This is a genomic window from Brevibacterium sp. CBA3109, assembly GCF_040256645.1.
Classification (GTDB): Bacteria; Actinomycetota; Actinomycetes; order Actinomycetales; family Brevibacteriaceae; genus Brevibacterium; species Brevibacterium koreense.
On the sequence record NZ_CP158281.1, the window covers coordinates 3,541,060 to 3,564,495 of the forward strand.

Annotated in this window: 17 protein-coding genes and 1 pseudogene; 9 read left to right on the forward strand and 9 right to left on the reverse strand. The window is 63.3% G+C overall.

What is annotated here, in order from left to right; all coding sequences use genetic code 11:
* Window positions 1–7: 7 nt before the first annotated feature.
* Window positions 8–1,027, reverse strand: coding sequence for a LysR family transcriptional regulator (locus AAFP32_RS16115; RefSeq protein WP_350269992.1), 1,020 nt, complete (start codon window positions 1,025–1,027; stop codon window positions 8–10).
* Between the two features lie 115 nt (window positions 1,028–1,142).
* Between AAFP32_RS16115 and AAFP32_RS16120 the strand changes: the two genes are divergently transcribed.
* The 3 genes and pseudogenes from AAFP32_RS16120 to AAFP32_RS16130 all read left to right on the forward strand — a co-directional run bounded on the left by AAFP32_RS16120 (window position 1,143) and on the right by AAFP32_RS16130 (window position 3,615).
* Window positions 1,143–2,672 carry an aminotransferase class I/II-fold pyridoxal phosphate-dependent enzyme gene (locus AAFP32_RS16120; protein ID WP_350269993.1) on the forward strand — a complete coding sequence of 510 codons (1,530 nt, stop codon included), beginning with the start codon at window positions 1,143–1,145 and terminating at the stop codon, window positions 2,670–2,672.
* A gap of 63 nt (window positions 2,673–2,735) precedes the next feature.
* A pseudogene (locus AAFP32_RS16125) lies at window positions 2,736–2,975 on the forward strand (MFS transporter); the annotation flags it as partial.
* 100 nt (window positions 2,976–3,075) lie between these two features.
* Entirely contained in the window at window positions 3,076–3,615 is a 540-nt protein-coding gene (locus AAFP32_RS16130) for an MFS transporter (RefSeq protein WP_350269994.1), read from the forward strand.
* 116 nt (window positions 3,616–3,731) lie between these two features.
* Here AAFP32_RS16130 and AAFP32_RS16135 read toward each other — a convergent pair whose 3' ends face one another.
* Window positions 3,732–4,469, reverse strand: a complete 738-nt coding sequence (locus AAFP32_RS16135; RefSeq protein WP_350269995.1) for a GntR family transcriptional regulator — start codon at window positions 4,467–4,469, stop codon at window positions 3,732–3,734.
* 153 nt (window positions 4,470–4,622) lie between these two features.
* Here AAFP32_RS16135 and AAFP32_RS16140 point away from each other — a divergent pair, with 153 nt between their 5' ends.
* On the forward strand, window positions 4,623–6,671 hold the full coding sequence (locus AAFP32_RS16140; protein ID WP_350269996.1) for an NADH:flavin oxidoreductase: 2,049 nt from the start codon (window positions 4,623–4,625) through the stop codon (window positions 6,669–6,671).
* 4 nt (window positions 6,672–6,675) lie between these two features.
* Window positions 6,676–7,689, forward strand: coding sequence for a proline racemase family protein (locus AAFP32_RS16145; protein WP_350269997.1), 1,014 nt, complete (start codon window positions 6,676–6,678; stop codon window positions 7,687–7,689).
* Between the two features lie 56 nt (window positions 7,690–7,745).
* Here the strand turns inward: AAFP32_RS16145 and AAFP32_RS16150 are convergent, their stop codons facing one another.
* Window positions 7,746–8,948 (reverse strand): 2Fe-2S iron-sulfur cluster-binding protein, encoded by a 1,203-nt coding sequence (locus AAFP32_RS16150; RefSeq protein WP_350269998.1) that lies wholly within the window; start codon window positions 8,946–8,948, stop codon window positions 7,746–7,748.
* The gene (locus AAFP32_RS16155; protein WP_350269999.1) at window positions 8,948–10,309 is read right to left on the reverse strand and encodes an aromatic ring-hydroxylating dioxygenase subunit alpha; all 1,362 of its coding nucleotides are present in this window, start codon (window positions 10,307–10,309) and stop codon (window positions 8,948–8,950) included. The genes AAFP32_RS16150 and AAFP32_RS16155 overlap by 1 nt, the downstream gene beginning before the upstream one ends.
* A gap of 106 nt (window positions 10,310–10,415) precedes the next feature.
* On the opposite strand from AAFP32_RS16155, the gene AAFP32_RS16160 reads away from it, so the two are divergent.
* Window positions 10,416–11,342, forward strand: a complete 927-nt coding sequence (locus tag AAFP32_RS16160; protein ID WP_350270000.1) for a LysR family transcriptional regulator — start codon at window positions 10,416–10,418, stop codon at window positions 11,340–11,342.
* A gap of 71 nt (window positions 11,343–11,413) precedes the next feature.
* On the opposite strand, the gene AAFP32_RS16165 is transcribed toward AAFP32_RS16160, so the two are convergent.
* A complete protein-coding gene (locus AAFP32_RS16165) occupies window positions 11,414–11,770 on the reverse strand; it encodes a hypothetical protein (protein ID WP_350270001.1) in 357 nt (118 codons plus the stop codon).
* 230 nt (window positions 11,771–12,000) lie between these two features.
* On the opposite strand from AAFP32_RS16165, the gene AAFP32_RS16170 reads away from it, so the two are divergent.
* Complete coding sequence (locus AAFP32_RS16170; RefSeq protein ID WP_350270002.1) at window positions 12,001–12,933, forward strand: ornithine cyclodeaminase family protein; 933 nt, start codon at window positions 12,001–12,003, stop codon at window positions 12,931–12,933.
* 240 nt (window positions 12,934–13,173) lie between these two features.
* Here AAFP32_RS16170 and AAFP32_RS16175 read toward each other — a convergent pair whose 3' ends face one another.
* Window positions 13,174–14,193: a hypothetical protein gene (locus AAFP32_RS16175; protein WP_350270003.1), complete on the reverse strand. Its 1,020-nt coding sequence runs from the start codon at window positions 14,191–14,193 to the stop codon at window positions 13,174–13,176.
* 175 nt (window positions 14,194–14,368) lie between these two features.
* Here AAFP32_RS16175 and AAFP32_RS16180 point away from each other — a divergent pair, with 175 nt between their 5' ends.
* A complete protein-coding gene (locus tag AAFP32_RS16180; RefSeq protein WP_350270004.1) occupies window positions 14,369–17,575 on the forward strand; it encodes a hypothetical protein in 3,207 nt (1,068 codons plus the stop codon).
* Here AAFP32_RS16180 and AAFP32_RS16185 read toward each other — a convergent pair whose 3' ends face one another.
* Window positions 17,576–18,937, reverse strand: a complete 1,362-nt coding sequence (locus AAFP32_RS16185) for a D-serine ammonia-lyase (RefSeq protein WP_350270005.1) — start codon at window positions 18,935–18,937, stop codon at window positions 17,576–17,578.
* Window positions 18,938–19,051: 114 nt separating this feature from the next.
* Complete coding sequence (locus AAFP32_RS16190) at window positions 19,052–20,014, reverse strand: ABC transporter substrate-binding protein (RefSeq protein ID WP_101642908.1); 963 nt, start codon at window positions 20,012–20,014, stop codon at window positions 19,052–19,054.
* Between the two features lie 459 nt (window positions 20,015–20,473).
* Between AAFP32_RS16190 and AAFP32_RS16195 the strand changes: the two genes are divergently transcribed.
* Complete coding sequence (locus tag AAFP32_RS16195) at window positions 20,474–21,478, forward strand: siderophore-interacting protein (RefSeq protein ID WP_350270006.1); 1,005 nt, start codon at window positions 20,474–20,476, stop codon at window positions 21,476–21,478.
* 190 nt (window positions 21,479–21,668) lie between these two features.
* On the opposite strand, the gene AAFP32_RS16200 is transcribed toward AAFP32_RS16195, so the two are convergent.
* On the reverse strand, window positions 21,669–23,411 hold the full coding sequence (locus AAFP32_RS16200) for an HNH endonuclease signature motif containing protein (protein ID WP_350270007.1): 1,743 nt from the start codon (window positions 23,409–23,411) through the stop codon (window positions 21,669–21,671).
* Window positions 23,412–23,436 lie beyond the last annotated feature (25 nt).

Here is a 23,436-nt window from a genome sequence, read left to right on the forward strand (position 1 = left end):
CCGATCGTCACCGCCACTGCGCGGTGACGGTCCGGACGTCGGAGACCACCTCGGCGATGGCGGCATGGTGGGCGGCGATGATCGGGTCGTGACGAGAGACCTTGGCCCTCGACTCGGCTGTGCGCGAGCGGGACACGAGGAGAACATCGCGACGGCAGGCGTCCATCGGCATCGGAATGACCTCAACCGTCGGGTCCTCCGGCAGCGAAGAATCCGGGATCACCGCGACCGCCAGCCCCGCGGCGATCATGCGGATGATCGCCGCATAGTCATCCATCCTCATCCCCACTCGTGGTTCGAAGCCGGCTGCCACACAGAACGACCTGACCACCTCATCGATGGCGTCACCGGGGTCAATGCTGAATGCCCAGGTCTGGGACACGAGTGCCGTCAGATCGGGCATGCCCTTCTCATCGAGGGTGACCGGGCCAACGAACTTCGGCACGCAGAGGAAGAGCTGTTCCGAGTACAGGTGCTTCGCGGTCAGAGTCGAAGGAATCCACGTCTTGTCGATATCGGTCGAGACGAGCAGCGCCAAGTCAAGATCCCCGGCTTCCAGCCTGGCCACGAGCTTCGCATGCTCATCCATGGTCACGTCGAGAGCCGCCGTGGTCATCTCCGCGGGCGCGGGGTTCGCGGCGGCCATCTCGTCGTGAGCCTGCCAGCGCGGTCGCCTCTGCAGCTGATTGTGCAACTTGGGGATCACCCGGGCACCGACCGTCGGAACGGCCCCGATCCTGACCGGGACAGCCTGGGCCTCGCGCCACAGAGCCACCTCGGCGCCGAGGCGCTCACAGAGGCCCAGGATCTCGATCGCTCGAGAGACGACGAGGCTGCCTACGACAGTTGGCTGCGAGCCCCGAGGGCTCTTCTCGACCAGGGTCGACCCCAGGGTCCTCTCCAAGTTGCGCAGGTGATGGTTGATCGTGGGTTGGCTCCACCCCAGTGCGCTCGCCGCGGCTGCGACCGAACCGAATTCGGCAATCGCACGCAATGCCGAGAGTCCACGAGTATCCAGAACTTCCACTGTCCTCCAACCATCAGCTCAATAGTGTGTATTCATCAGTTTAGGAAACTTGGTGTTCTCTCGGCAAGGGTTCATTCCTTAATCTGAATCTATGACCGTGCACCAGGACTCCTCCATGACCTCCGTCTCAGATCTTTCGGCCTTCCCGGGGACCGTGACAACTCACGCGCCCTATGCCGATGCACTGCAGGCGGCGGCAGAACGTGACTCGCTGTTCCTGTCCACACCCGGACACGGCGGCACCACCACGGGAATCTCTGCGGGTCAGGCCGAATACTTCGGCGAGCACATCCTCTCCCTGGACATCCCCCCGCTCTTCGACGGCATCGACCTCGGCGTCGATACCCCGAAGGACGAAGCTCTGCAGTTGGCCGCCGAGGCCTGGGGCGCGCGGCGCACCTGGTTCCTCACCAACGGCTCCTCGCAGGGCAACCGCATGGCAGCACTGGCGATCGGCACCCTGGGCACTGGTGTCGTCACCCAGCGCAGCGCCCATTCGAGCTTCATCGACGGCATCGTGCTGGCCGGCCTCCACCCGGGCTTCGTCTACCCCAACGTCGACGAGGTCAACGGCATCGCCCACGGGGTCACCCCGGACTCCTTGCGTCATGCCATCGCCTCCCACCCGGAGAAGGTCACTGCCGTCTACCTTGTGACCCCCAGCTACTTCGGTGCCGTCGCCGATGTCAGGGCACTGGCTGATGTCGCCCACGAAGCCGGTGCAGCCCTCATCATCGATGCCGCATGGGGCGCCCACTTCGGTTTCCACCCCGATCTGCCGGAATCCCCGGTCACGCTGGGCGCCGACATCGTCATCATGAGCACACACAAACTCGCCGGGTCATTCACCCAGTCAGCTCTGCTCCACCTCGGCGACACCGAATTCGCGAACCGTCTCGAACCCGCACTGGCCCGCGCCTTCATGATGACGGCGTCGACGAGCGAGAACGCCCACCTCCTGGCATCGATCGACATCGCCCGCCGGGATCTGGTGAACTCTCAGGACGCGATCGGTGACTCTTTGGAGAACGTCCGCCAGATTCGCGCCCAGATCGAAGGCTCCGAGCATTACCACCTGCTCTCCGGGGACTTCATGAACCATGCCGATGTCGTCGACATCGATCCTTTCCGTCTGCCCATCGACATCACCTCGACGGGGCTTGACGGTCACACCGTGCGTAAGCGCCTGACCGAGGATTTCGACATCTTCGCTGAGATGGCAACGGCCACCACGATCGTCGCCCTCATCGGCCTGGGCAAGTCCCCGGACCTCAGCGGGCTGTTCGAAGCGCTTGATCAGATGCGCCTCGAGAACGAGGATGCCGGCCTCGGCGGTTCCGGATCCGCCGAGACGGTGACGGCTTCGGCCGGGATTCCGTCGCTGCCGAGCGCCGGGAAGCTGGTTGCCCTGCCGCGCGATGCGTATTTCGCGGACTCCGAGCTCGTTCCCGCCGCCGAGGCTATCGGCCGCACCAGCGTCAGTTCCCTGGCCGCGTACCCACCCGGAATCCCGAATGTCCTCCCTGGTGAGGAGATCACCGCGGAGACTGTCGAGTTCCTGCAGGCCGTGGCGGCGAGCCCCTCGGGCCATGTCCGTGGCGGCGTCGACCCGAAGCTGAGCGCCTTCTGGGTTCTCAAGGTCTGACGCGCGACCTTCACCGCTGCTCAGATCGGTCTCTGGGTCATCATCCCCCTCTATCTGCTCAAAATGATCCAGGGTTTCTCCACCGGCGGCGAATACGCTGGTGCGACCACTTACGTCTCCGAGTTCGCCCCAGGCAAGTCCCGTGGATTCTGGGCCTCCTGGCTCGACGTCGGCTCCTACATCGGCTTCGCGGCCGGTGCGGGCACCGTCGCCATCACCACCGTGATCTCAACAAGCGTCGCAGGCGAGACCGCGATGGTCGACGGCGGCTGGAGGATTCCCTTCCTCATTGCCATCCCGCTCGGCGCGGTCGCCATCTGGTTCCGTTTGAAGATCCCAGAAACCCCCAGTTTCGACGCTTCCGTGGCCGAGGGACTCGACGTCAAGGTCAAGGACGACAAGTATGTCCCTCTGCCTACCGCTGATCGGTCGACTCTCCGACGAACTGGGCCGCAAGTTCGTCTTCCTGGTGGCGGCGGGAGCGACGATCGTCCTCATGGTCTCCGCCTTCGCAATCATGCAGATCGGCGAGATGTGGGCAGTCGTCCTTGCCCTGTTCATGGTTGCTGTGCCGGCTGGCTTCTACATCGCCTGCCTCGCATCGACACTTCCAGCGCTGTTCCCGACCGCGTCACGCTATGGAGCCATGGGCCTGACGTTCAACCTCGGCGTCTCACTGTTCGGCGGCACCACTCCGCTGTTCAGCCAGGCGCTCATCGACCTCACCGGCAACTCGTACATGCCGGCGTTCTACATCATGTTCTTCTCGATCATCGCCTTCGTGGCGGTGCTGTTCATGAAGGAGTCTGCCCACAGACCTCTCCTCGGCTCGTTCCCGACCGTCGGTTCGCGAGAGGAAGCCGTCGAGCTCGTGCGCACCCAGGACGACAATCCCGACCTCGATCCGGACACCATGCCGATCCCGGTCGTGAGCCAGGTCTGATCCCGATTCCCGTTGCGGAACAGGCACAGTCCCGGTCGTGACCAGCAATGAGGCGGCCGCTCCCGATCTAGGAGCGGCCGCCTCATCGTCTGCCTGCAGCAGGATGCCCTGTGCAACTAGTGATCGGCAGCGCGTTTGAAGTAGAAGAGGTTGTCGACGACGAGGGCACGCGCCTCGTCAGAGTGGCCAGCCTCGATGAGTCCGACGAGGTCGACGATCTGCTGCGCCGACTCACTGTCCACGACGGCCGCGATTGAATGCGCCGCGAAGACACGCGACTGGTCCCGCAGGCGCAGGCTGATCTCCGCAGCTCTCCTGCCGAGCCCGTATTCGAGAAGATGTTCATGGAACAGACGGTCGGCAGTCATGAAGCCGATCGTGTCATCATTCGCGGCTGCGGCCAGTGCGTCCTCGGCATTCCTGCGCAGATCACCGAGCGCAGCCTCGCTTGAGGCCGGATCATCCGTGACTCTGGCACACAGAGCCTCAACCGCGGGACCGGCAAGCAGGGCTCTGATCCGGATGATCTCCTCCAGATCCTCTCTCGTCACCGGCACCAGACGGAAGCCGCGGTTCGGCACCGCTTCGACAGTGCCCTCAGTGACCAGAGACATCATGGCCTCCCTGACGGGGCTCAGCGAGATTCCCAGCTGCTTCGCCAGTCCCGCCGCCGAGTAGATGGTGCCCTCATCAAGGTCACCGGTCGTGATCGCATGGCGGATGACGAGGAGCGCATGCTCCCGCAGCGACGGAGCCGAATCGGGTCGGGTCGGTACCGACGGCGGCACGGCCGTCGACGTCGGTCCTGGCGCCGAGCGCCTCAGGCCCAGAGCGGCTGACTCGTCACTGATCACGATTCTCCTTCGCTGACTATTGACAGCATAACCACGACGGCTCACGCTTGAGGAAAGTAATCGGTTATCGACTACCACTCTACGGGTGACGTCGATGCCACGGTGTGGTTCCTGCGAAGTGACCACCCTCGTTCCTGCGAAGAAGGAGGAACCATGTCCCACGATCCACTGCTCCAACCGTTCACACTGGGGCCGATCCAGCTCAAGAACCGCATCGTCTCCACTGCGCATGAGCCGGCCTACACCGAACTCGGCATGCCCAAGGAACGCTACCGCCTCTACCACCGCGAGAAGGCCCGCGGTGGTGTGGGACTGACGATGACGGCGGGCTCGGCCATCGTGTCCAAGGACTCCCCGGCCGCCTTCGGCAATGTCGACCTCTCCACCGACGAGGTGATTCCTTGGCTGTCGGCCATCGCCGAGGACTGCCATGCCGAGGGTGCCGCGGTGATGATCCAGCTGACCCACCTGGGCCCTCGAAATTCGAACTTCACCGCCGATTGGCTGCCCCTCATCTCCTCCGGTCGCCACCGTGAACCCACTCACCGGTCCTTCACGAAGGGAATGGAGGACTTCGACATCGAGCGGGTGGTGAACGACTTCGCTGCGGCCACCGCACGGGTCAAGGCTGCCGGCTTCGACGGTCTGGAGTTCCTCCACACAGGCCACCTCATCGACTACTTCTTCGCCTCCCGATTCAATGAGCGCACCGACGAGTACAACGGAGATCTCGCAGCCCGCATGCGCTTCCCCCTGCAGATCATCGACGCGATGCGCAGTACCTCGGAGGGACTCGCCCTCGGCGTTCGCATGTCGGTGCTCGAACAGCTCGAGGATGGCATCACCGAGAACCTCGCCATCGATGTGCTTAGGGAATATGCCGCCCACGGGATCGACTTCCTCAACCTCAACGTCGGCAGCATCAGTTCAGACAAGGAGCTCGCCGAAGCGATCCCGGGCATGGGCACACCCTCGGCACCATGGCTGGACACCTGCCGTCGGATCCGGGAGGCGATCGACATCCCAGTTCTCCACGCCGCCCGAATCGCTGACGCGCCCACCGCCCGCTTCGCCATCGAGGACGGCTGCGTCGACCTCGTGGGCATGACCAGGGCACAGTTGGCCGACCCCTACCTGGTGAAGAAGATCGTGGAGCACAGGGAGGACGACATCCGTCCGTGCGTGGGCGCGAACATGTGCCTTGACAGCATCTACACCTCCGGGGCGGCGACCTGCATCCACAATCCGGCAAGCGGCCGCGAGGCCGATCTCCCCCAGGAGGTCACCCGCGATGTCGGTGCCCGGCCCAAGCACGTCCTCATCGTCGGAGCCGGCCCTGCCGGCCTCGAGGCCGCCCGCGTGGCCGCAGTGCGCGGACACCGGGTGAGTCTGCTCGAAGCCGACTCCACGGTGGGCGGTCAGGTGAGGATCGCCGCCCGCTCGCAGCGCCGCCGCGATCTCATCGGCATCATCGACTGGAGGCTGCAGCAGTGCAAGAAGCACGGGGTCGACATCAGGTTGGACACCTTCGCGGAGGCCGACGACATCCTCGCCCTTTCACCCGATGTCGTCATCGTCGCCACCGGAGGTGTCCCCGACGCCAGCTATCCCTTCCGTGAGGAGGGACCCTCCTTCGATGTCTGGGACGTCATGAATGACGCGCTGCGCAACAAGGCCAGGGTCCTCGTCTTCGACGACCACGGCTTCTATCCGGCCCTCGATGCCGTGGAGCACCTGGCCCGCAATGATCAGGAGGTAACCTACGTCAGTCCCGAACGCACCATCGGCGTCGACGTCGGATCCATGAACTCCCCCGCCTATCTGCAGGTGTTCTCCGAATTCGGGGTCAAGGTCCACCTCGGCGAAAGGCTCGCAGCCAAACCCCAGCAGAAGAACACATTGGTCACCGCGCGCCTGCGCAATGACTATTCGGGCATCGAGACCGAGGTCGAGACCGACGCCGTGGTCGTCGACTACGGGACGACACCCAACGACGAGGTCTACTTCGCACTCAAGCCGCATTCGAGCAACCTCGGCGAAATCGAACTCGAGGCCTGGATCCATGGACAGCCTCAGCCCGTCCAGAGCACCGCTGCCGAGGCGAGCGCCCCCTTCGCGCTCTACCGGATCGGTGACGCAGTCGCCTCGCGCAACGTCCATGCCGCCGTCCTCGAGGGACTGCGCGTCGGGATGGGGCTGTAGCCCGATGCCACTGGAAAGACGTGAGGTCACCACGGTCGACTACCACACGGCTGGGGAGCCGTTCCGGATTGTCGCCGCTCCCCCGATCCCGATCCCTGGGGCGACCGTCGCCGAGAAGCGGATGAACGCGATCGCAAGTGCGCAGATCGACGGTCTGCGCCGGCTTCTGTGCTTCGAACCGCGTGGCCATGCCGATATGTACGGCGGATTCATCACGCAGGCAGATGACGAAGGCGCCGACTTCGGCGTCCTGTTCTGGCACAAGGACGGCTTCTCGACAGCCTGCGGTCATGGGACGATCGCGCTGGGCGCCTGGGCCGTCGAATCCGGCCTGGTGACCCCCGCTGCCTCGGGGGTCACGAATGTCGTCATCGACGTCCCTTCCGGCAGGGTGAGTGCAACAGTGCATACGGACTCCGAGGGCGGCGTCACCTCGGTCGACTTCATCAACGTCCCATGCAGTCTCATCGCCACAGACGTGGAGATCGACGACGATGCCTCCGTCGACCTGGTCTGGGGCGGGGCCATCTACGCCTGCATCGACGCAGATCGATTCGGTCTCGCCATCACACCGGAGAATCTCAATGAGCTCATCGCCCTCGGACGGCAGGTGAAAGCGGCACTGGCGAAGCATCCGCTGACCAGACATCACGCCGACGACAGGCTGAGCGGCATCTACGGGACCATCATCGTCAACCGGCTCGGTACCCTGCCCACCGGCGAACTCCACCAGCGCAACGTCACCGTCTTCGCCGATGGCCAGGTCGACCGCTCGCCGTGTGGGTCCGGGACGGCCGCACGCCTCGGTGCCCTGCACTCGACGGGCGAGTTGGGCGCCGGCCAGACGCTGGTCCACGAGTCGATCATCGGCACTCGGTTTCGAGCCCGCGTACTCGCCGAGGCTGACGAGGTCGGCAGTGTCATCTCGGTCATCGAATCGACTGCGCACAAGGTCGCCACCTGCACGTTCACCGTCGACCCCCGTGATGACCTGGTGCCGGGCTTCGTCTTACGCTGAACATGGCCGCTGGAGGGCAGAGCGAACTCGCTGTCACCGCTCGGTGTCGAGGTCGTTCATCTTTCCACGACGAGGTCGGTCAGCGGGGTCGAGCAGCAGGGTAGGAACTTGCCGGCGGCAATCTCCTTGGGTCGGATGCCTCCGGCATGATTCATCTCGACCTCGCCGCTGACCAGCACGGACTTGCAGGTCCCGCACATTCCCTCCTCGCACGAGGAGGGGAACACCATCCCTGCTTCGACGGCCGCGTCGAGGACCGTGGTCGCAGGATCACAGTCGACGTGCCTGCCGCTGCTCGTGAACTCGATGCCAAAACTCTGCAATGGTGAGCCGCCGCATACGGGCACTGAAACACTCGCCGCAGATGTGCCTGCCCGCTCACCCACACGCCCCGTCCGCGCCAGCCGCTCGGCCGGGGAGGTAGCAAAGACGAAGGATTCCTCATGCACCCGGCTGCCCGGCACACCGAGCTCGTTCAGCATGAGCCGCACAGCGGCCATGTAGTCACCGGGACCGCAGACGAAAGTCTCACGATCTGCCAGGTCGGGGACCACCTCGGCGAGGATCTCGCGGGTGATGCGACCACGGTGTCCGGCCCACACCTCGCAGGCATTGTCGCGGGAGCACATCGTGACCACACTCACGCCGGGGACCTCAGCCAGCTGCTCGAGCTCGGGCCGGAAGATGATGTCTGCCGGAGTCGCCGCATTGTGGATGAGCACGACATCGGTCGGGTTTCTGGCCGGTCGGGCCAGCAGGGTCCGGACCATTGACATGATCGGGGAGATGCCCGAGCCGCCGGAGACGAACAGGTGTTTGTCTGCCGGGTGGAAGCTGGTGCTGAACAGACCGTAGGGGCCGTCGACGTGAACGCGGTCTCCGACCCGCAGCACATCGTGCAGGTGGGTCGAGACCGCCCCGACGTCGACGCGCTTGACGGTGAGAGTGAACGTGTTCGACCCGAACGGCGCCGAGGCGATCGAGTAGCAGCGTTCGAGTTCCAGCTCAGGGATGCGCACTGTGACGTACTGGCCAGGTTCGAAGTCGATCCGGGCCATCCAGGGGGCGAAGAGCTCTAAGCTCTTGACGTTGTGAGTGACCTCGGTGATGGACACGCATTCGACCATGCCGGTCAGTTCCGTATCGAGCTGAGCGACGTCAGCGCCAGTGCCCGCGCCTCCCTGAGGCGAATCTGCTGCCGCGACGAGTCCCACCCCTGCTTCGAGGTAGGTGTCGACCGTCTTCTGATCGATCGTCATCAGCGCTGCCCTCCCTGGTCAGCTCGTTGCTGGTCAGCCAGCGCCCGGTGGGCCCGCAGCCGTTCGATGTACCACGTGCAGAACTCTTCGAGGTGGCTCTCCGTGGGCGCGTAGGGGCCGGGCAGATAAGCCGGGGACGAGATTCCGCGGTGGACCTTCGCGCACAGAGCCGCATCCTGCTCGTTCGTCTTCACCCACACGGTCGTGAGGTGCTCGACGTCGTAATCGACGCCTTCGACCGCGTCTTCGTGGACAAGCCAGGTCGAGCGCACCCGTGTGGTGTCGGCGCCCAACGGGACAAGCGAGAAGGTGACCGCGTGATCGCCCATGAAGTGGAACCAGGCGTTGGGCTGGGTGTGCATCGACAGTCGCCCCAGCTCCGGGGTATCGAGTTCACCGAGGAGCTTCGCCGAGGCGGCCGAACCGTCCATCGTGTACGACTCCCCCAAGCCATCGAGGGCGGCCCGTTCGATGCGGAACCCGGTGGGCCGACCGCTGAGCTCCTCGATGAGCTGCGTGGGCAGATGGTTGCGTTCGCTGTTGGTCCGCAGCCGCTCCTCGGCATCGAGGTAGCGCTGGTAAGCCGGCTTGAGGCGCTTGGGAATGTCCTCCGGCGCGTAACCGTAGGTCGGGAAGAAGGTGCAGTTCAGCTCCGGGTGACCGGCCTCGCAGTGGTAGCACTCGCGGTTGTTCTCCATGACGAGCTTCCAGTTGGCGTGCTCGATGAGGTCGACCTGAGCGGCGACCTTGGTCTTGCCCAGGGCGTGCGGTTCGATATAGGGAGAGATCCGGTCGGCCACCTCGGCGAAGTCCTCCGGAGGATTCTGCGCCAGGCAGATGAAGACGAGTCCAGCGACAACTCGGACATTGACCGGGCGCAGGGAGAAGCAGGTCCGGTCGAAGCCGGGGGCCTGGACGCCCGCAGACATGAGGTTCCCCTCGGGCGAGTAGGTCCACTGGTGATAACTGCAGACGATGTTGCCCACGGATCCGTTGGTCTCAGACAGGAGGCGAGCGCCGCGGTGGCGGCAGACATTGTGGTGGGCGCGGATCTCCTCGTCGTCATCGCGGATGATGATGACCGAATAGTCGCCGACGTCGAAGGTGACGAAATCGCCGGGCTCGGGCACTTCGGCGGCTGCGGCGGCGAAGATCCACGTCGCAGCGAATACTGCGTCGATATCCCTGCGATAGAACTCATCGGAGAGATAGAAAGGGGCCTCAAGACAGTAGCCGGGCCGGCGTTCGTCGATGAGTCGATCCGGGTCGTCTGCTCGAGTTCCGCCGATGCTGACGGTGCTGCTGCCGACGCCGGTGTCGGCGTGGGTGTTTCGGGGCTCGACTTCGGGTGCCAAAGTCATCGGTGTCACCGCCTCGCTGCGATTGCTGTTGCCTAAGGCCAGTGTCCGCCGAAAGACCTGCGAAGAAAAGCGAATCTTTTTCCACCTGATCGTGCAACAATATTGCATGATTGATCAGCGTCTCCAGGTGCTTCGAGTCCTCGCCGAGGTCGGGACTCTCACCGAGGCTGCGCACCGCCTCGACTACACCCCTTCGGCCGTGTCCCATCAATTGCGGTCCCTGTCCAAAGACCTCGGTCTGACCATCCTTGAACAGCGCGGCAGAGGCCTCATCCTCACTCCTGTGGGCCAGCTCCTGCTCGAGCGGACGCAGGAGCTCTTCACTCGCTGGGAGGAGATTCGCGGCGAACTCGCCGAGGCGGAAACGGGCAGTCCTCTACGGCAGAGGCGACTGCGCCTGTGCGGATTCTCGACGGCTGCGGCGGCGTTGCTGCCACCGACCGCGGAGAGGGTGAACGAACTGTTCCCCGATTCGCGGGTCACAATCATCGAGGCCGAGCCGGAGGAGTGTTTCGAACTCCTCGTCACCGAACAGGCCGATATCGCCGTCGTCGTGGCCACAGACCCACTTCCGCCGCGCAGCGACATCCGATTCGAGCAGAATGCTCTGGTCAGCGACCGACTCGACCTCCTCGTCCGCAGCGATCACCGCTTAGCGACCCGCTCCGCGGTGTCGCTGAGTGAAGCTGCTGAGGAGAGCTGGATCCTCGACCGCCCGGGTTCGCCCTACTACCGGCTCGTGCGAACGGCGTGCGCGGCGGCCGGATTCTTCCCCGAGAACGCCCATCAGTCGCGGGAGTGGGAGACCGGGGCAGCCCTGGTCTCCGCCGGATTGGGCGTGGCACTCATCCCCCGTCTGGCCAAACTGCCCGAGGGCTACGATGTGGCCCGCGTCCCGTTGCGCGGCGATCCGGTCCCTTCCCGGACGATCCTCACCGGGGTGCGCAGCGGATCTGCAGGCCAGCCGATCATCACCGCCGCACTCCAGATCCTCCACGAGGTCGCAGCCTCGGTGGCTCAGCGCGATGTGTGAACCTCACCTGCGCAATCAGATTTCCTGCGCAATCAGATTTCCTGCATTATCGGGTTCGCTGCACATGAGCCTCACCTGGGCATGGGCCACCCCATGGCCGCGTGCCTGATGTGACGACGCTTCTTTGCGGTGCGGACCGTGAGGACGATTCCCGTCACTAGGGCCGCCAGGGACACGACGCCCACAATGACAGCGGTGATGACGAAACCAGAGGCGAAGTCGTTGAAGGCATCGACGTTGCCGCCACCGCCGAACAGGAACAGCACGCCGGGAATCATGATGATTCCGATCGCCAGCAGCAGGCCGAGGGCTCCCGCCACGATGAGCAGGATCCCCGGGACTACCGAGGGCAGCCGCGGCATCGGGTGCCGCGGGGCAGCATTCGGCGGCATCGGGTGCTGCGGCATTCCGAAATTCTGCTGAGCCATCATCACATTCGCCCTTCGACCACAGCCGGCTGACCACTGACCTTTGACCACTGTCGCTGTCCATCGTAGCCGCGCCTCGGCGCCGGACAGATGTGCTCATGTAACGGGACTGCGACGCGCTCACCCGGACTTTCGCATCCCGAAGAGCATTCACACGCCGACCAGAGGTGACATAAGGTCGATTGCACGAGGCTAATTCCCAGGCCGAATCACAAAGGATGTGCACACCAATGGACGAAGTGAAGAACCTCGATGCTGATGCTGTCTTCGCCGCACTCTCCCCCGCCGAGGCGGTCGCCGCCCTGCGTGCAGCGCTGGCAAGCGAATTCGATCCCGCCGACGACATCCCCCGCACGATCACCGACATCTCGGCCGGGAACATGATCTTCATGCCCTCGGAGATCGGTGATTGGGTCGGGGTCAAGCTCGCCGGCGTCTCCGTCGGCAACCCCGAACGCGGCCTGCCCCGGATCATGGCCCAGTACCTCATGTACGACAGCGCGACCCTCGAGCTGCGCACCGTCATCGATGGTGCCGCGCTGACGACTCTGCGCACCCCTGCGGTCTCTGTCGCCGCGATCGAACCTGCACTGAACAGGTTCACTCAGCCGGTGAATGTCGTGGTCTTCGGTGCCGGCCCGCAGGGCCTGGGGCATGCGGACACGATCGCCGATGTCCTCGACGTTGAGATCGCCGATGTCACCTTCGTCGTCCGCTTCCCCGATCAGGTCACCGCCGATGTCCATGACCGTGGCAGGGTGCTCGAAGCACAGACCGCCGAGGTGGAGGCAGCACTTAGCGCCGCCGACATCATCGTCACAGCCACCACCGCGAGCGAACCCCTGTTCTCAGCAGACCTCGTCAGGCCCGGTGCCGTCGTCATGGCGTGCGGCTCCCACGATCCCCACTCACGTGAGCTGCCAGCCGAGCTCTTCACCTCGGCGACGGTCGTGGTCGAAGACCTCAGCACTGTGCTGAGGGAAGGCGGTGACGTCGTCCTCGCGATCTCCGACGGGACCCTGGACGCGGATTCGCTCGTGACGATGAAGCAATTCAGCAATGGTGAGATCAGCGCCGATGCGGACCAGACGGTCATCTTCAAGGGCTCAGGCATGTCATGGGAGGACCTGGCCGTGGCCACGAAGTTGGTCGGCAAAGCATGAGCTCGTCTGCCGCGGGAGACTCTTCAGCTGCGGGCGCCTAGGAGCCGCAGGGGCAGCTGGCGAACTTCCCCGCAGCATCGGACTGACCGAACTTGTCTCCAGGGGCCGGACCTGGCTTCGAGGTCGGGCGTGACTGCGGGATCGGGCGTGACTGCGGGGTCGGGCGTGACCGTATGCCGAGGCCTGGCTCGGGGTCGGAATCACACGAGATGGTCGGACCTCGGCTGAGGAGAGTCGAGCTCAGTCCTGGAGTCGGGTTGTGCCGTCAATCCCGCCCGAAGTGTTGAGCTGCTTGGCATAGCAGTACTCGGCACCCAGACCGTGGGAAGAGCACCAAGACAACGCCTGTTCTGGATCGTCATACCCGATTCCCACAACAGTGACCCAGAAGTCGTCTTCTTTGAAGCTGGCGAAATCGCCTGACCACACCAACTGCACGCGAGGGAACTCCTCCCGCAGCTCCTGGTGTTCGGCCAGGATGTCCTTTTCCTTCCAGGTCTTCCCTTCTGCTTCCAGACCCAGCTTCTTCGAGCTCAGCTGCGGCACCCATTTTCCGTTGAGGTCGGCCTTGACGCTGGGCCTGTCACTCTCGATCAGTTGGTCAAGGGCCTTGGCGGGGTCATCCGACAATGCTGGTGATTCCGAGGGGTCGGGGCTCTCTGAGGGGCCCTGGCTGGGCGAGGCCTCGCCTCCCGGACTCTTCGCCTCAGATGAGGCGGGTGCGGCGACGGTGTCACCGTCGGAATCCTTGCCGAACAGAGTAGCTGCACCCCACCCGATTCCGAGTGCGATGACCACGATGAGAACCACACCCATCGCGATAAGCCCCTTCCGGCTGCGGGGCTTCTCAGACGGTGTGACGGCGTAGGGGCCTTGCGCATATTGTGCATTGGCGTTCTGTGCCGGCACCTGCTGGTACTGGCCCTGCCCGCCCTGTGCCGAAGCGAACTCACTCTGTGGGCGCTTCGGCCTGGGGTACGGATGATCAGGTGGTACAGGAGGCGCAGGAGGCTGAGGTGGCGCAGGAGGTTGAGGAGGAGGTGGGGGAGCCGCGGCAGACCCGCTGCCCCAGCCGGTGTTGGCCTGCTGACCTGGCTGGCCCCAGCCGGTGTTGGCCTGCTGATCCCACCCGGATTCCGACTGCTGATTCCACTCTGTGTTGGGTTGCTGTTCCGCAGGATTCGGTCCGTAGCCTTGCCGGCCGTTGCCGTTCCATTCAGGGTCGCGGCCACTCCCGGACGGAGGTGGGTTCTCACTCATCGGCGGCTCTCGATCCTTCTTTGCAAAATAAGTCCATGAGGACAACTTCGATGGTGTCACAAGCCTAATATAGGATTGTCACTACAGAATGAATATCCGGTCGCATATTGACTTATATCCAACTACAAATCCCTCGCCTGCATCGAAGCAGACCCACACAGATGAAGGACCACCCATGAGCGACTCATCTCACGACGCCAAAGACACCGGAGCCGCGGACGAGTCGAACAGCACTGCCGCTGAAGACCCGGAGAGCACAGAGACACCGCCCGTCCCGAAGAAACCCGAGTCCTCCCCTTCAGCAACGCCTGGTTCAGCTGCCTCTTCCGCTGACTCGGGAGCCGAGGATCCGAACCCCACAGCGCGATTCGCACCCGGCTGGAACCAGGACAACCAGCAGCAGTCCCAGGTCTACGGTTCAGGACCACAGACCGGATCACCGCACCCGGGCCAGGCACCAAGCAATCCAGGACTGGGTTCAACCCACCCGAACCAAGGCCCCCTGTCTCCGGTCCAAGGCTCGCCATATCCCGCGTACGGATCTCGAACTGGACAGCAGAATTCGGGACAGCCGATTTCAAGGCCGAACGCGAATTACCCTCACGCGGGCAGTCAACCAGGTGAATATTCGGGCAGCCAGCCCAGCGGACATCTCGGCGGTCAGCCGCAGGGAATTCCCTATCCTCAGCCACCCCAGTCGCCCCAGGCGTCTCATCCTCCCCAGCCAACTCAGTATTCTCAGTCACAGATGTCGCCGTCCGCCGCAAAGTACTTGCCCGCCTTCGGCCAGGGAACGACGTGGCGCAGCGCCCTGATCCCTCCGGGACTGGCGCTTCTGGTCGGAATCATTGTCTCGATCATCGTTTCTGCCCTGCTCACCTCGATGGGAGATTTCACTTCTCTCGCTGAAAACACTGGCTTCAACACCGACGGAATCAGCTATGCGCTGCCCTTCGTTCTGCTGGCAATGTCTCTGTTCGGTTCGGCCGTGTTTCGGTTCAGCGTGCAGGCCGGAGACATGGGTCAGGCGTCCGGAAGCCTCTTCGCCTCCGGCGCTCCGCTGCTCATCACCATCATCGTCATCGGCGTGCTGTGGTGGTTCACGAAGCGCAGCGAGCTGAAATCACCGTCACCCAATCGCGGCGTCACCTGGATCCGCATCGGGATCACAACCTTGTCGATGGCCCTCGTTCTGCTTCTGCTCGAACTGATCTTTGCTGCGCGCTTCTCCATCACCGACAGCGGCGGCGTGGCCGATCTCGAGTTCTCCGCCGTGACCGTCCGTTCGTTCTTCCTGCCCTTGCTCGCCATCTTCGTCACCAGCATCTGTGCAAGGATCGCCGGGCACTTCAAGGGCAGCGAGGCCATCGGTGCACCCTTCCTGCGGTGGCTCGTCCCGCCTGCACTCGTGACATGGACCCACCTCGTCGTCACCACTCTTGCTTTGTCAGTCGTCGCGATCTTCCTGATTCCACTGTCCTTCGACATGCCCTGGCAGACGATTCCTGCGCTCTTCATCAATGTGGGTCTGATCCTCACGATGCTCGTGCACCTCGGCGGGGTCAGCGCCTCGGCGCAGGGCGACATGATGGGATACGACTCGGGCGGCTTCTCGGAGTCGCTGACCATTTTCAGCCGGGAGGCGCCAGGGCAGCTGTGGATCGGGCTGCTTGCCGTCGTGGCCGCTGTTCTCGCTGCAACCCTGGTCGCCACCGTGACTCGCCGCCCGTACTGGACAGTCGTCGGTGAGGACAAGCAGCAATGGGCGGCTGCGTGGAAGCTTCCGCTGGCGTTCTGCGCTGTCTGGGGTCTGCTCTCGGTGCTGGCTGTTCCCCTTCGCGTTCATCTGGAGGGTTCGGCCGCGGCGGCGTCGATGCTCGATGCCTTCGGCACCGCTCGGGCTGGTGTCGGCCCTCTGGCCTGGTCGTTCCTCATCTTTGCCCTCTGGGGCGCCGTCATCGAGGTGCTGTCGAGGACCCTCGGTCCGCGACTTGTCCTGACCGTTCCGGCCCTCGCGAAATTCTTCACCGGACGAGCCGTTCACCCGCACTGGGGCCAAGCCCTGGGCATGAGCGAACCACACCATCCCCTCATCCATCCCGACGCCGTCATTGGCCGAGGTTCTGGTGCTGGTGCTGGTGTTGCTGCTGCTGGTGCCGGCGCTGGTTCTGCGACCTACTCAAGCGACCCGCGATCAGGCTCACCCGCTCACGCAGAGCCTGGCACGTACCCACCTGCGGGCGCTCCCTACCCGATGTCTGCTCCCCCAACCGGAGCCTATTCCGGAGCTGGCTCACCCCCACCTCCCGGGACAGCACCAGCCAAGCCCTTCGACAAAAAGAAGGCCACTCTGGTCGGTGTCACCAGCGGCTCGGCGATCCTCGCGATCGTTGCCGCGCTCATCGTCGTCACCCAGGTCAACGGGCACATGTTCGGCCCAGAAGCCACCGTTGAGAAGTACTTCTCGGAACTCTCCGATGGGGACGCCGAGGATGCGCTGAAGATGGCCGATGTCGACGTGCCCTCCGAGCAGCGGCAGCTGCTGACGAACGACATCCTCGGTGCCGCGAAGGCCCTGCCGAAAGACGTCACCGTCGAAGACGCCGAGATCAACGGCAACTCGGCGACCGTGTCCGCGACTTACGACGTCGGCGGAAGCAAGAGCACGACGAGCTTCTCGTTGCACAAAGCGGGCAAGAAGGCGCTGTTCTTCGACGACTGGAAGTTGCAGGCGCCCGAACTCTTCTACCTCTCCGTCGAGACTCCCGGTTTGAGCAAGGTCAAGGTCAACGGCATCGATATCGACACCGTTGATTCCGGCCTCGCGCTTCCTGCATTCCCGGGAATGTATTCGATCGGGCTGGCGGAGGAGACCGACCTGGTATCCGCAGACGAGATCGAGACCCGAGCGTTCTTCGCGAACGATGCTGACATGGAAGGGTATGAGCCCGCTCTGCTCGCAGCCCAACCCACCGATGCCTTCCGCACCGAGGTGAACAAGCAGGTCAAGACACTCATCGACAGCTGTGCGAAGAAGACCGTCGCTCAGCCAGATGGCTGCCCCTTCGGTTCCTACAGCGCCGAGAGCTACGACGCAACGAACATCAAATGGTCGATCTCGTCGTATCCGACAGCCAATGTGGGCGATTCCTCAGGCGAAGGGTACTTCGATCCCGAGGATTCCACTGGGCCCAACGGCGGCCCCGCCTGGCCGATCTCGACGGAAACGACTGGTGAGGCGTTCGTGACCGGAAAATACGATTCATTCTTCGATGAGTCGGACACCTTCGACGACACGGTGACGTTCTCGGTCGACGGCACCGCCGAGATCGTCGACGGCAAGGTCGTGATCAACATCGAGGGTGATCCGTACGGCTTCTGATCAGGAGCTGAGACTCGGCAGCAGGTCCAGCCCCTCGGCCACATAGAGTTCGCGATCCTCGGCGGGCACCATGGCCCCGCCCGTCACCCAGACCAGGTGTGTGGCATTGCCTGAGCATGGACCCTCGCCGAGGTGGCCGATCGTTCGCCACGGAATGGTCAGTCCTGCAGTCGCCGAGGGCTCGACATCGAGGCCCTCGATCTGGTGAAGTACGCCGACGCCTGCCTTGATGACATCGTCGGAGACCGTGGCGAATCCTGAGATCAGCGGGCCGATCACCGGACCGATGAAACGCGAGGGTCGCGCTACGGCCAGACCGTCGGCGGCCGTGGCTCCGCTGAGACCGATGTCCTGGACAGAGATCGCGCTGTGCAGACCGGTGCGCACGCCGAGGAACATGGCAGGCGCCTGGCTCGGCTCGACGAAGATGCAGTGCACAGCGTCACCGAAGACGCGTTTGAGTCCGTAGGTCACTCCGCCTGGTCCGCCGCCGATCCCGCACGGCAGGTACACGACGAGAGGGTGATCAGCGTCGATTGTCACCTGGGCGGCCTCGAACTGTTCTCTGAGACGCAGTGCGGCCACCGAATAGCCGGCGAAGAGACTGCGTGAGTCTTCGTCATCGACGAAATGAGTGCGCGCTGCGCCCTCGGCTGAGGCTCTGCCGGCCGTTACTGCTGCGACGAAATCTCCAGAGTGCTCGATGACGTCGACACCGTGACTGCGCAAGAGCTCTTTCTTCCACTCGCGGGCGTCGGCCGACATGTGCACCGAGGCGGCGAAGCCGAGGGCCGCACTGAGGATGCCGATCGACAGCCCCAGATTTCCGGTGGAACCGACGACGATCCGGTGAGTTGCGGCGAGCGCGCGAAACTCCTCGGAACTAAAGGTGGCGGGGGCGTTCGGGTTCAGTCCGTGTTCGGCGGCGATCGCCTCGGCGTATTCGAGGACCTCGTGGAAACCTCCACGAGCCTTGATCGACCCGCTGATCGGAAGAGCATCATCGCGTTTGAGCCACAGCCTGCCGGGCAGTTCGTCGCCGAGGCGCTCGTTGAGATCCGCCCGCACTGCATCGGCAGGGGCGAGCGGAGACTCAATGATCCCCTGTGCCGCGGCAGTCTCCGGGAAGTTTTCAGCGAACCACGGAGCGAATCGTTCGAAGCGCTCAGCCGCCCGATCCATGATGTCGGGGTCCACACTGGCCTCGGGGTTCGCGGCCATGTCCTGAAGCACGGAGTCGGTGGAATCGAGGTCGGATCGAAACCAGGAAGCTGCCAGGCCGGTCGCCAGAGACCGGATCACCGGGTCGTCTGCATCAAATTCGATCGCAGGCTGCGGTTGTGGCTGTGATTGAGCAGTCATGTGGGCAGACTCCGATTCTTAGCGGTGCCAAAGGACTCATCGTGATGATCCTAGCCGTGGAATTCGGCTGCGCTCCACAAGGCGCAAGCCGAAGCAGTTCTCGCCTCGGCGGCCTCAGTCCTTCTGGATGTCCTGCGCGCCCTCCAGCACATCCGCGAGTTCGCCGAGCCACTGGGTGTACCCGTCGTAGGTGTAGGCGCGCTTATCGTCCCAGGTCCCGAGCTGTTTGTGCTTGACCGGGAGCAGACTTGTGAAGATGGGGTTGTCCTCGTAGTCAGTCGAGGCGTCGTGGATGAGCATGACGTCTGCCGGGTAGTCGCTGATCTTCTCCCAGGAGACTTCGGCCCAGCTTGTGTCCGCTCCTGACTCGGGACCGACGAGGTTCAGTCCGTCATCGGTGAGCATCTTCGCAACTCCCAGCTCCTTGGCTGTGTAGTTGATCTCGGCGCTGAAGTTCGCGAGCAGGACGGTCAGCCAGTCCTTGTCGGCGGTGATGTCGCGAATTCTCTGCCGAGCGGCATCGAATGCTTTGCGCTGCTGTGCAATCTCTCCCGTCTTGGTGTCCTTGCCGAGCGCTTGTGCGATCGCGGCGTACTGGGCGAACATGCCGTCCGGCGTTCCTCCGGCGAGCTTGACTGGCACAAATGGAACGAGCGCGCTCACTTGGTCGCTGAGCTTGTCCTCCCACCACGTCCAGCCGTCGCCCTTGTCGTTGCCATAAGCGATGATGATGTCGGGATTCGTCGCCGCGAGGGCTTCGAGGTCCAACTCCATATCGGTACCGACAACCTCCACTCCCGTCTGATCGAACGACTTCCCCGGGGACTCATTCTGACCGAAGCCGTAGACGGCCACCGGTTTGATTCCATACGGGGCGAGCGCCGCGGCGGAGTAGAAGTCCATCGCGATCCGTTCAACCGGACGGTCAAGTTCAATGGTGACTGCGTCATAACCGTCCGGACTGTAGGAGAAACCCTTTGTCCCGGTTGTCGTTACGGCTTCGCTCTCGGGGCTGCCGCATGCGGCAAGGGCGAATGGGGCGAGTACGGATAGTGCGAGCAGTTGACGGCGGCGCATGGATGACCTTCCGGTGTTCGTCTGTGTTGAGATCGTTGGAATCGAATGAGGCTTGGATCATGAGTCGTTCGGGCCGCTCACCGCCGGCACAGGCGCTGAGCAGAATCGCTGTTCGGTGACGGCACTGTTATGTGACACCTCTGCTGAGCGACGGCACGGTTGAACGACAGCACGATTGGGCGACAGCACGATTGGGCGACCGCACGATTGGGCGACGGCGCATGACCACGTGTTTCGGCCTCAGCCCGAAGCTGATCACTTCGCCTGACGCGCAGCTGATCGTCACCGAGCTGCGCCCCTGGCGCCTGTCGAGAACACCGTAGCACTATTTGGACAGGCTATCCTTACTAAGTTGACGTAGACTCGTCCGAGAACGTTGCACCACATCGCCTGCAGAGAGTATTTTTATGCAGCGACCGTACCGAGTTCCCCGTCACGACGAGGACACAAGGAGCACCTGTGTCACAAGCACCCATCACCGCCTTCGAAGCCACCGTCATCGGCATCGAAGATCTCAGTCCCATTTACCGTCGCGTCACCTTCGGCGGTGAGGGTCTCAGAGACTTCGGATGCAGCGGTCACCCGCGTGACCTGCGGTTCAAACTCATCATCCCCTCGGCCGGCGCCACGAAGCCGACGCTCGACCTGCTCCGCTTCCTCGATGAGCAGGACCCCGATTCCGGCATGTCCTGGTATCAGGCATGGCTGCAGCTCGATCCGGATGTGCGCGGTGAAATGCGCACCTACACTGTGCGCGAATGGCGAGACGCAGCCTGTGAGCTCGTCGTCGACATGGTTCTCCACACCGATGATCAGGGCCACTCGGGCCCAGCTGCTGCCTGGGCACAGAACGCCGAGGTCGGACACAGTCTGCACATCATCGGTCCATCCCGTCATGCCGAAGGGCCAACTCCCGGCATCGAGTTCGCACCGGCGGATGCTGACACCATCCTCCTCGCCGGAGACGAGACCGCGGTGCCCGCGATCGCTTCGATTCTTGAGTCACTCAAGGGCGCCGAGGTGCAGGGCAAAGCGATTCTCGAGGTACCGACCGCCGAGGATGCTCTCGAGCTGGACGCTCCCGCAGGCTTCGATATCCAGTGGCTGCCCCGTGGCACTGCTGACTATGGTCAACTGCTTGAGCCGGCCGTCCGTGACGCCGTCCGCGTCGGGAACCGGGCCCTCGCCGAGGTGGGCGCGGGTGGCCCAAGCGGACGGCCCGTTGAGCTCGACGACGTCAACATCGACAAAGAGATCCTCTGGGACGTGCCGACCGCACTCACGCAGGCCGCTCAAGGCAGTTCGAGTGGTACCGAAAGGAATGCCCGTCCGTTCTACGCATGGATCGCGGGTGAGGCCGGTCCGGTCAAACGCCTGCGTCGCTACCTCGTCCAGGAGGTCGGCGTCGATCGTCATCAGATCGCGTTCATGGGCTATTGGCGTCAGGGCAAAGCCGAGGGCTGAACGCGTTCACCAAGCGGCGGCTCCCTGTTTCCGTGCAGAACACAACGCCTGCGGGACATTGCCCTCAAATCGTCTAGTCGATTGCAGCAGCGCATCTCAGACCTGAAGGACAATCGAGTCGCCCCTTGTCGATCGGATATTCCAGCACCGCAGGTAATCGATGGATGCCAGAGCTGGCCCTCTTCCTCGATCAGTCCTCGAAGAGCGTGTCGATGACTTCTTGAGCCACGAATCTCGCGTGCAGTATCGGTCTTCTGGCTGGGTCGATAGATGCTGGAGGCACCCATGCAGGTCTTCCGTCTTTGAGCATCACGGTCTCCCAATCCGATCTGTCCAGTAGGTGGTGATGGGCGGAGCAACTGAGCATCATATTGTTGATGTCGGTCTTGCCCTGTTGCGCCCATTCGACAATATGGTGGGCATCGCACCAGCCCGGCGGAGAATCGCATCCGGGGAAGGTGCATCCCTGGTCACGGGCGGTGAGAATCGCGATCTGCTTCGCATTCGCGAACCGATTCTCTGTCGCTACCTGCATTGTCTTGGCCTTTTCGGATACGAGTTCAAAGAAGACTGCGCCGTTGAGACCATTTCGGGCAAGTTCGCTGATGGGGATCGGGTTTTCGCTGCCGGTTGAACCAGCACCTGTCCCTTTCGCGAGGTCTTCGGCCTTCGCGGTGACGACCAGAGCATATTGGGAGCCTTGGCCGGTACGTGTCATGTCGATTCTGCCGATCAGAGTAGCGAAGCGTTCGTAGATCCACTCTTGGGCGGTCAGCTTCTGCCCCGTCATATCGACGAGGGTTCCGTCGTCGAGGACACCGAACTCGTTCGCGTCTGTTCCGTTGACAGAGGAAGGGTTCCCACCTTCACTCGAATCTGAGCTGCCAGTATCGTTCTTGACGATCTTGGTTCTCGCGGTCAATAGCCCGTTGAGCTGACCACCAGTAACCGGATCGAGCAGGCCGGCTATTTCCCAGTCTCCACTCTCACGAACATGCATATTGATTTTGTACATCGAGCGATCCGAGGGGTCGGTAGGAGGCTTTCCATCCGGATCGATGTGGGCCAGAATGCGCGTGAAGATGGCGCGCAGGTCGTAGACCCTTACGCTCGGAGCTTTGTCGATGAGCGTCGTTTCGGCGTAATCACGATCTTTTTCACTGACCCAGGTCGGCAGCTTCTTCAAGCAGTCTTTGATGACTGTGGCCTGGTCGGCTGAGAGGCTGCCCTCGTTGAAGGCATCTGCGACCTTTGGGTACAGCGGTGGCTGCGCCTGCCCAGTGATCGTGATTCTGCCACCAAGATTCTTGGCCATATCGGTGCGACGGTTCGCTTCTCGGCTGGTGATGTTCAGCCTGTCCTGGATGAGTGCCTTCGTCGATTTCGCACCGTAGTCGGCGGGCGTTCCGACTCGTTCGCACACCGCCAGAGCCAAAGTGGATAGGGCCTCGTTGACTCTGCCAAGGGCTTCGAGGCCGTCGATGAGCTTGATCGCATCAGCTGGTCCAATCGCACGGTCGAAGGTTCGCAGTCCGTCTCGGAGCCCGTCCAACGCGGTGAGACTGTTCGTGACTTCGGGAGCGAATCGTGAAAGATCTGTCCACTCTTCATTCGACAGCAATGGATGAGGGCTGGGGCTACCGGAGCCGGAACCAGAGGGATCTGAGTCGTCGACCGAGGCATCGACAGCTGGAGCCGTACTGGCCGCAGCAGGGCCATCGTAGGCCTCCGACTCGACGCTGTCCCCCGACTCACTCGGCTCGCCCGTCGGCACGGCCGCGAGGGATTCGAATTTCTCTGCAAGAGGGTGGCCGGTCAGGTCGAGGTTGGAATCTTTGAGCTGATCGAACAAGGAAGCATCAGCAGCACCGGAACCGGGGCGTGGGTCACGCTCTTCCGAGTTCTCTGGTGTGCGGTCGGGGGTGAGAGTCATGGTACTCAAGTCCATTCGCCAACAT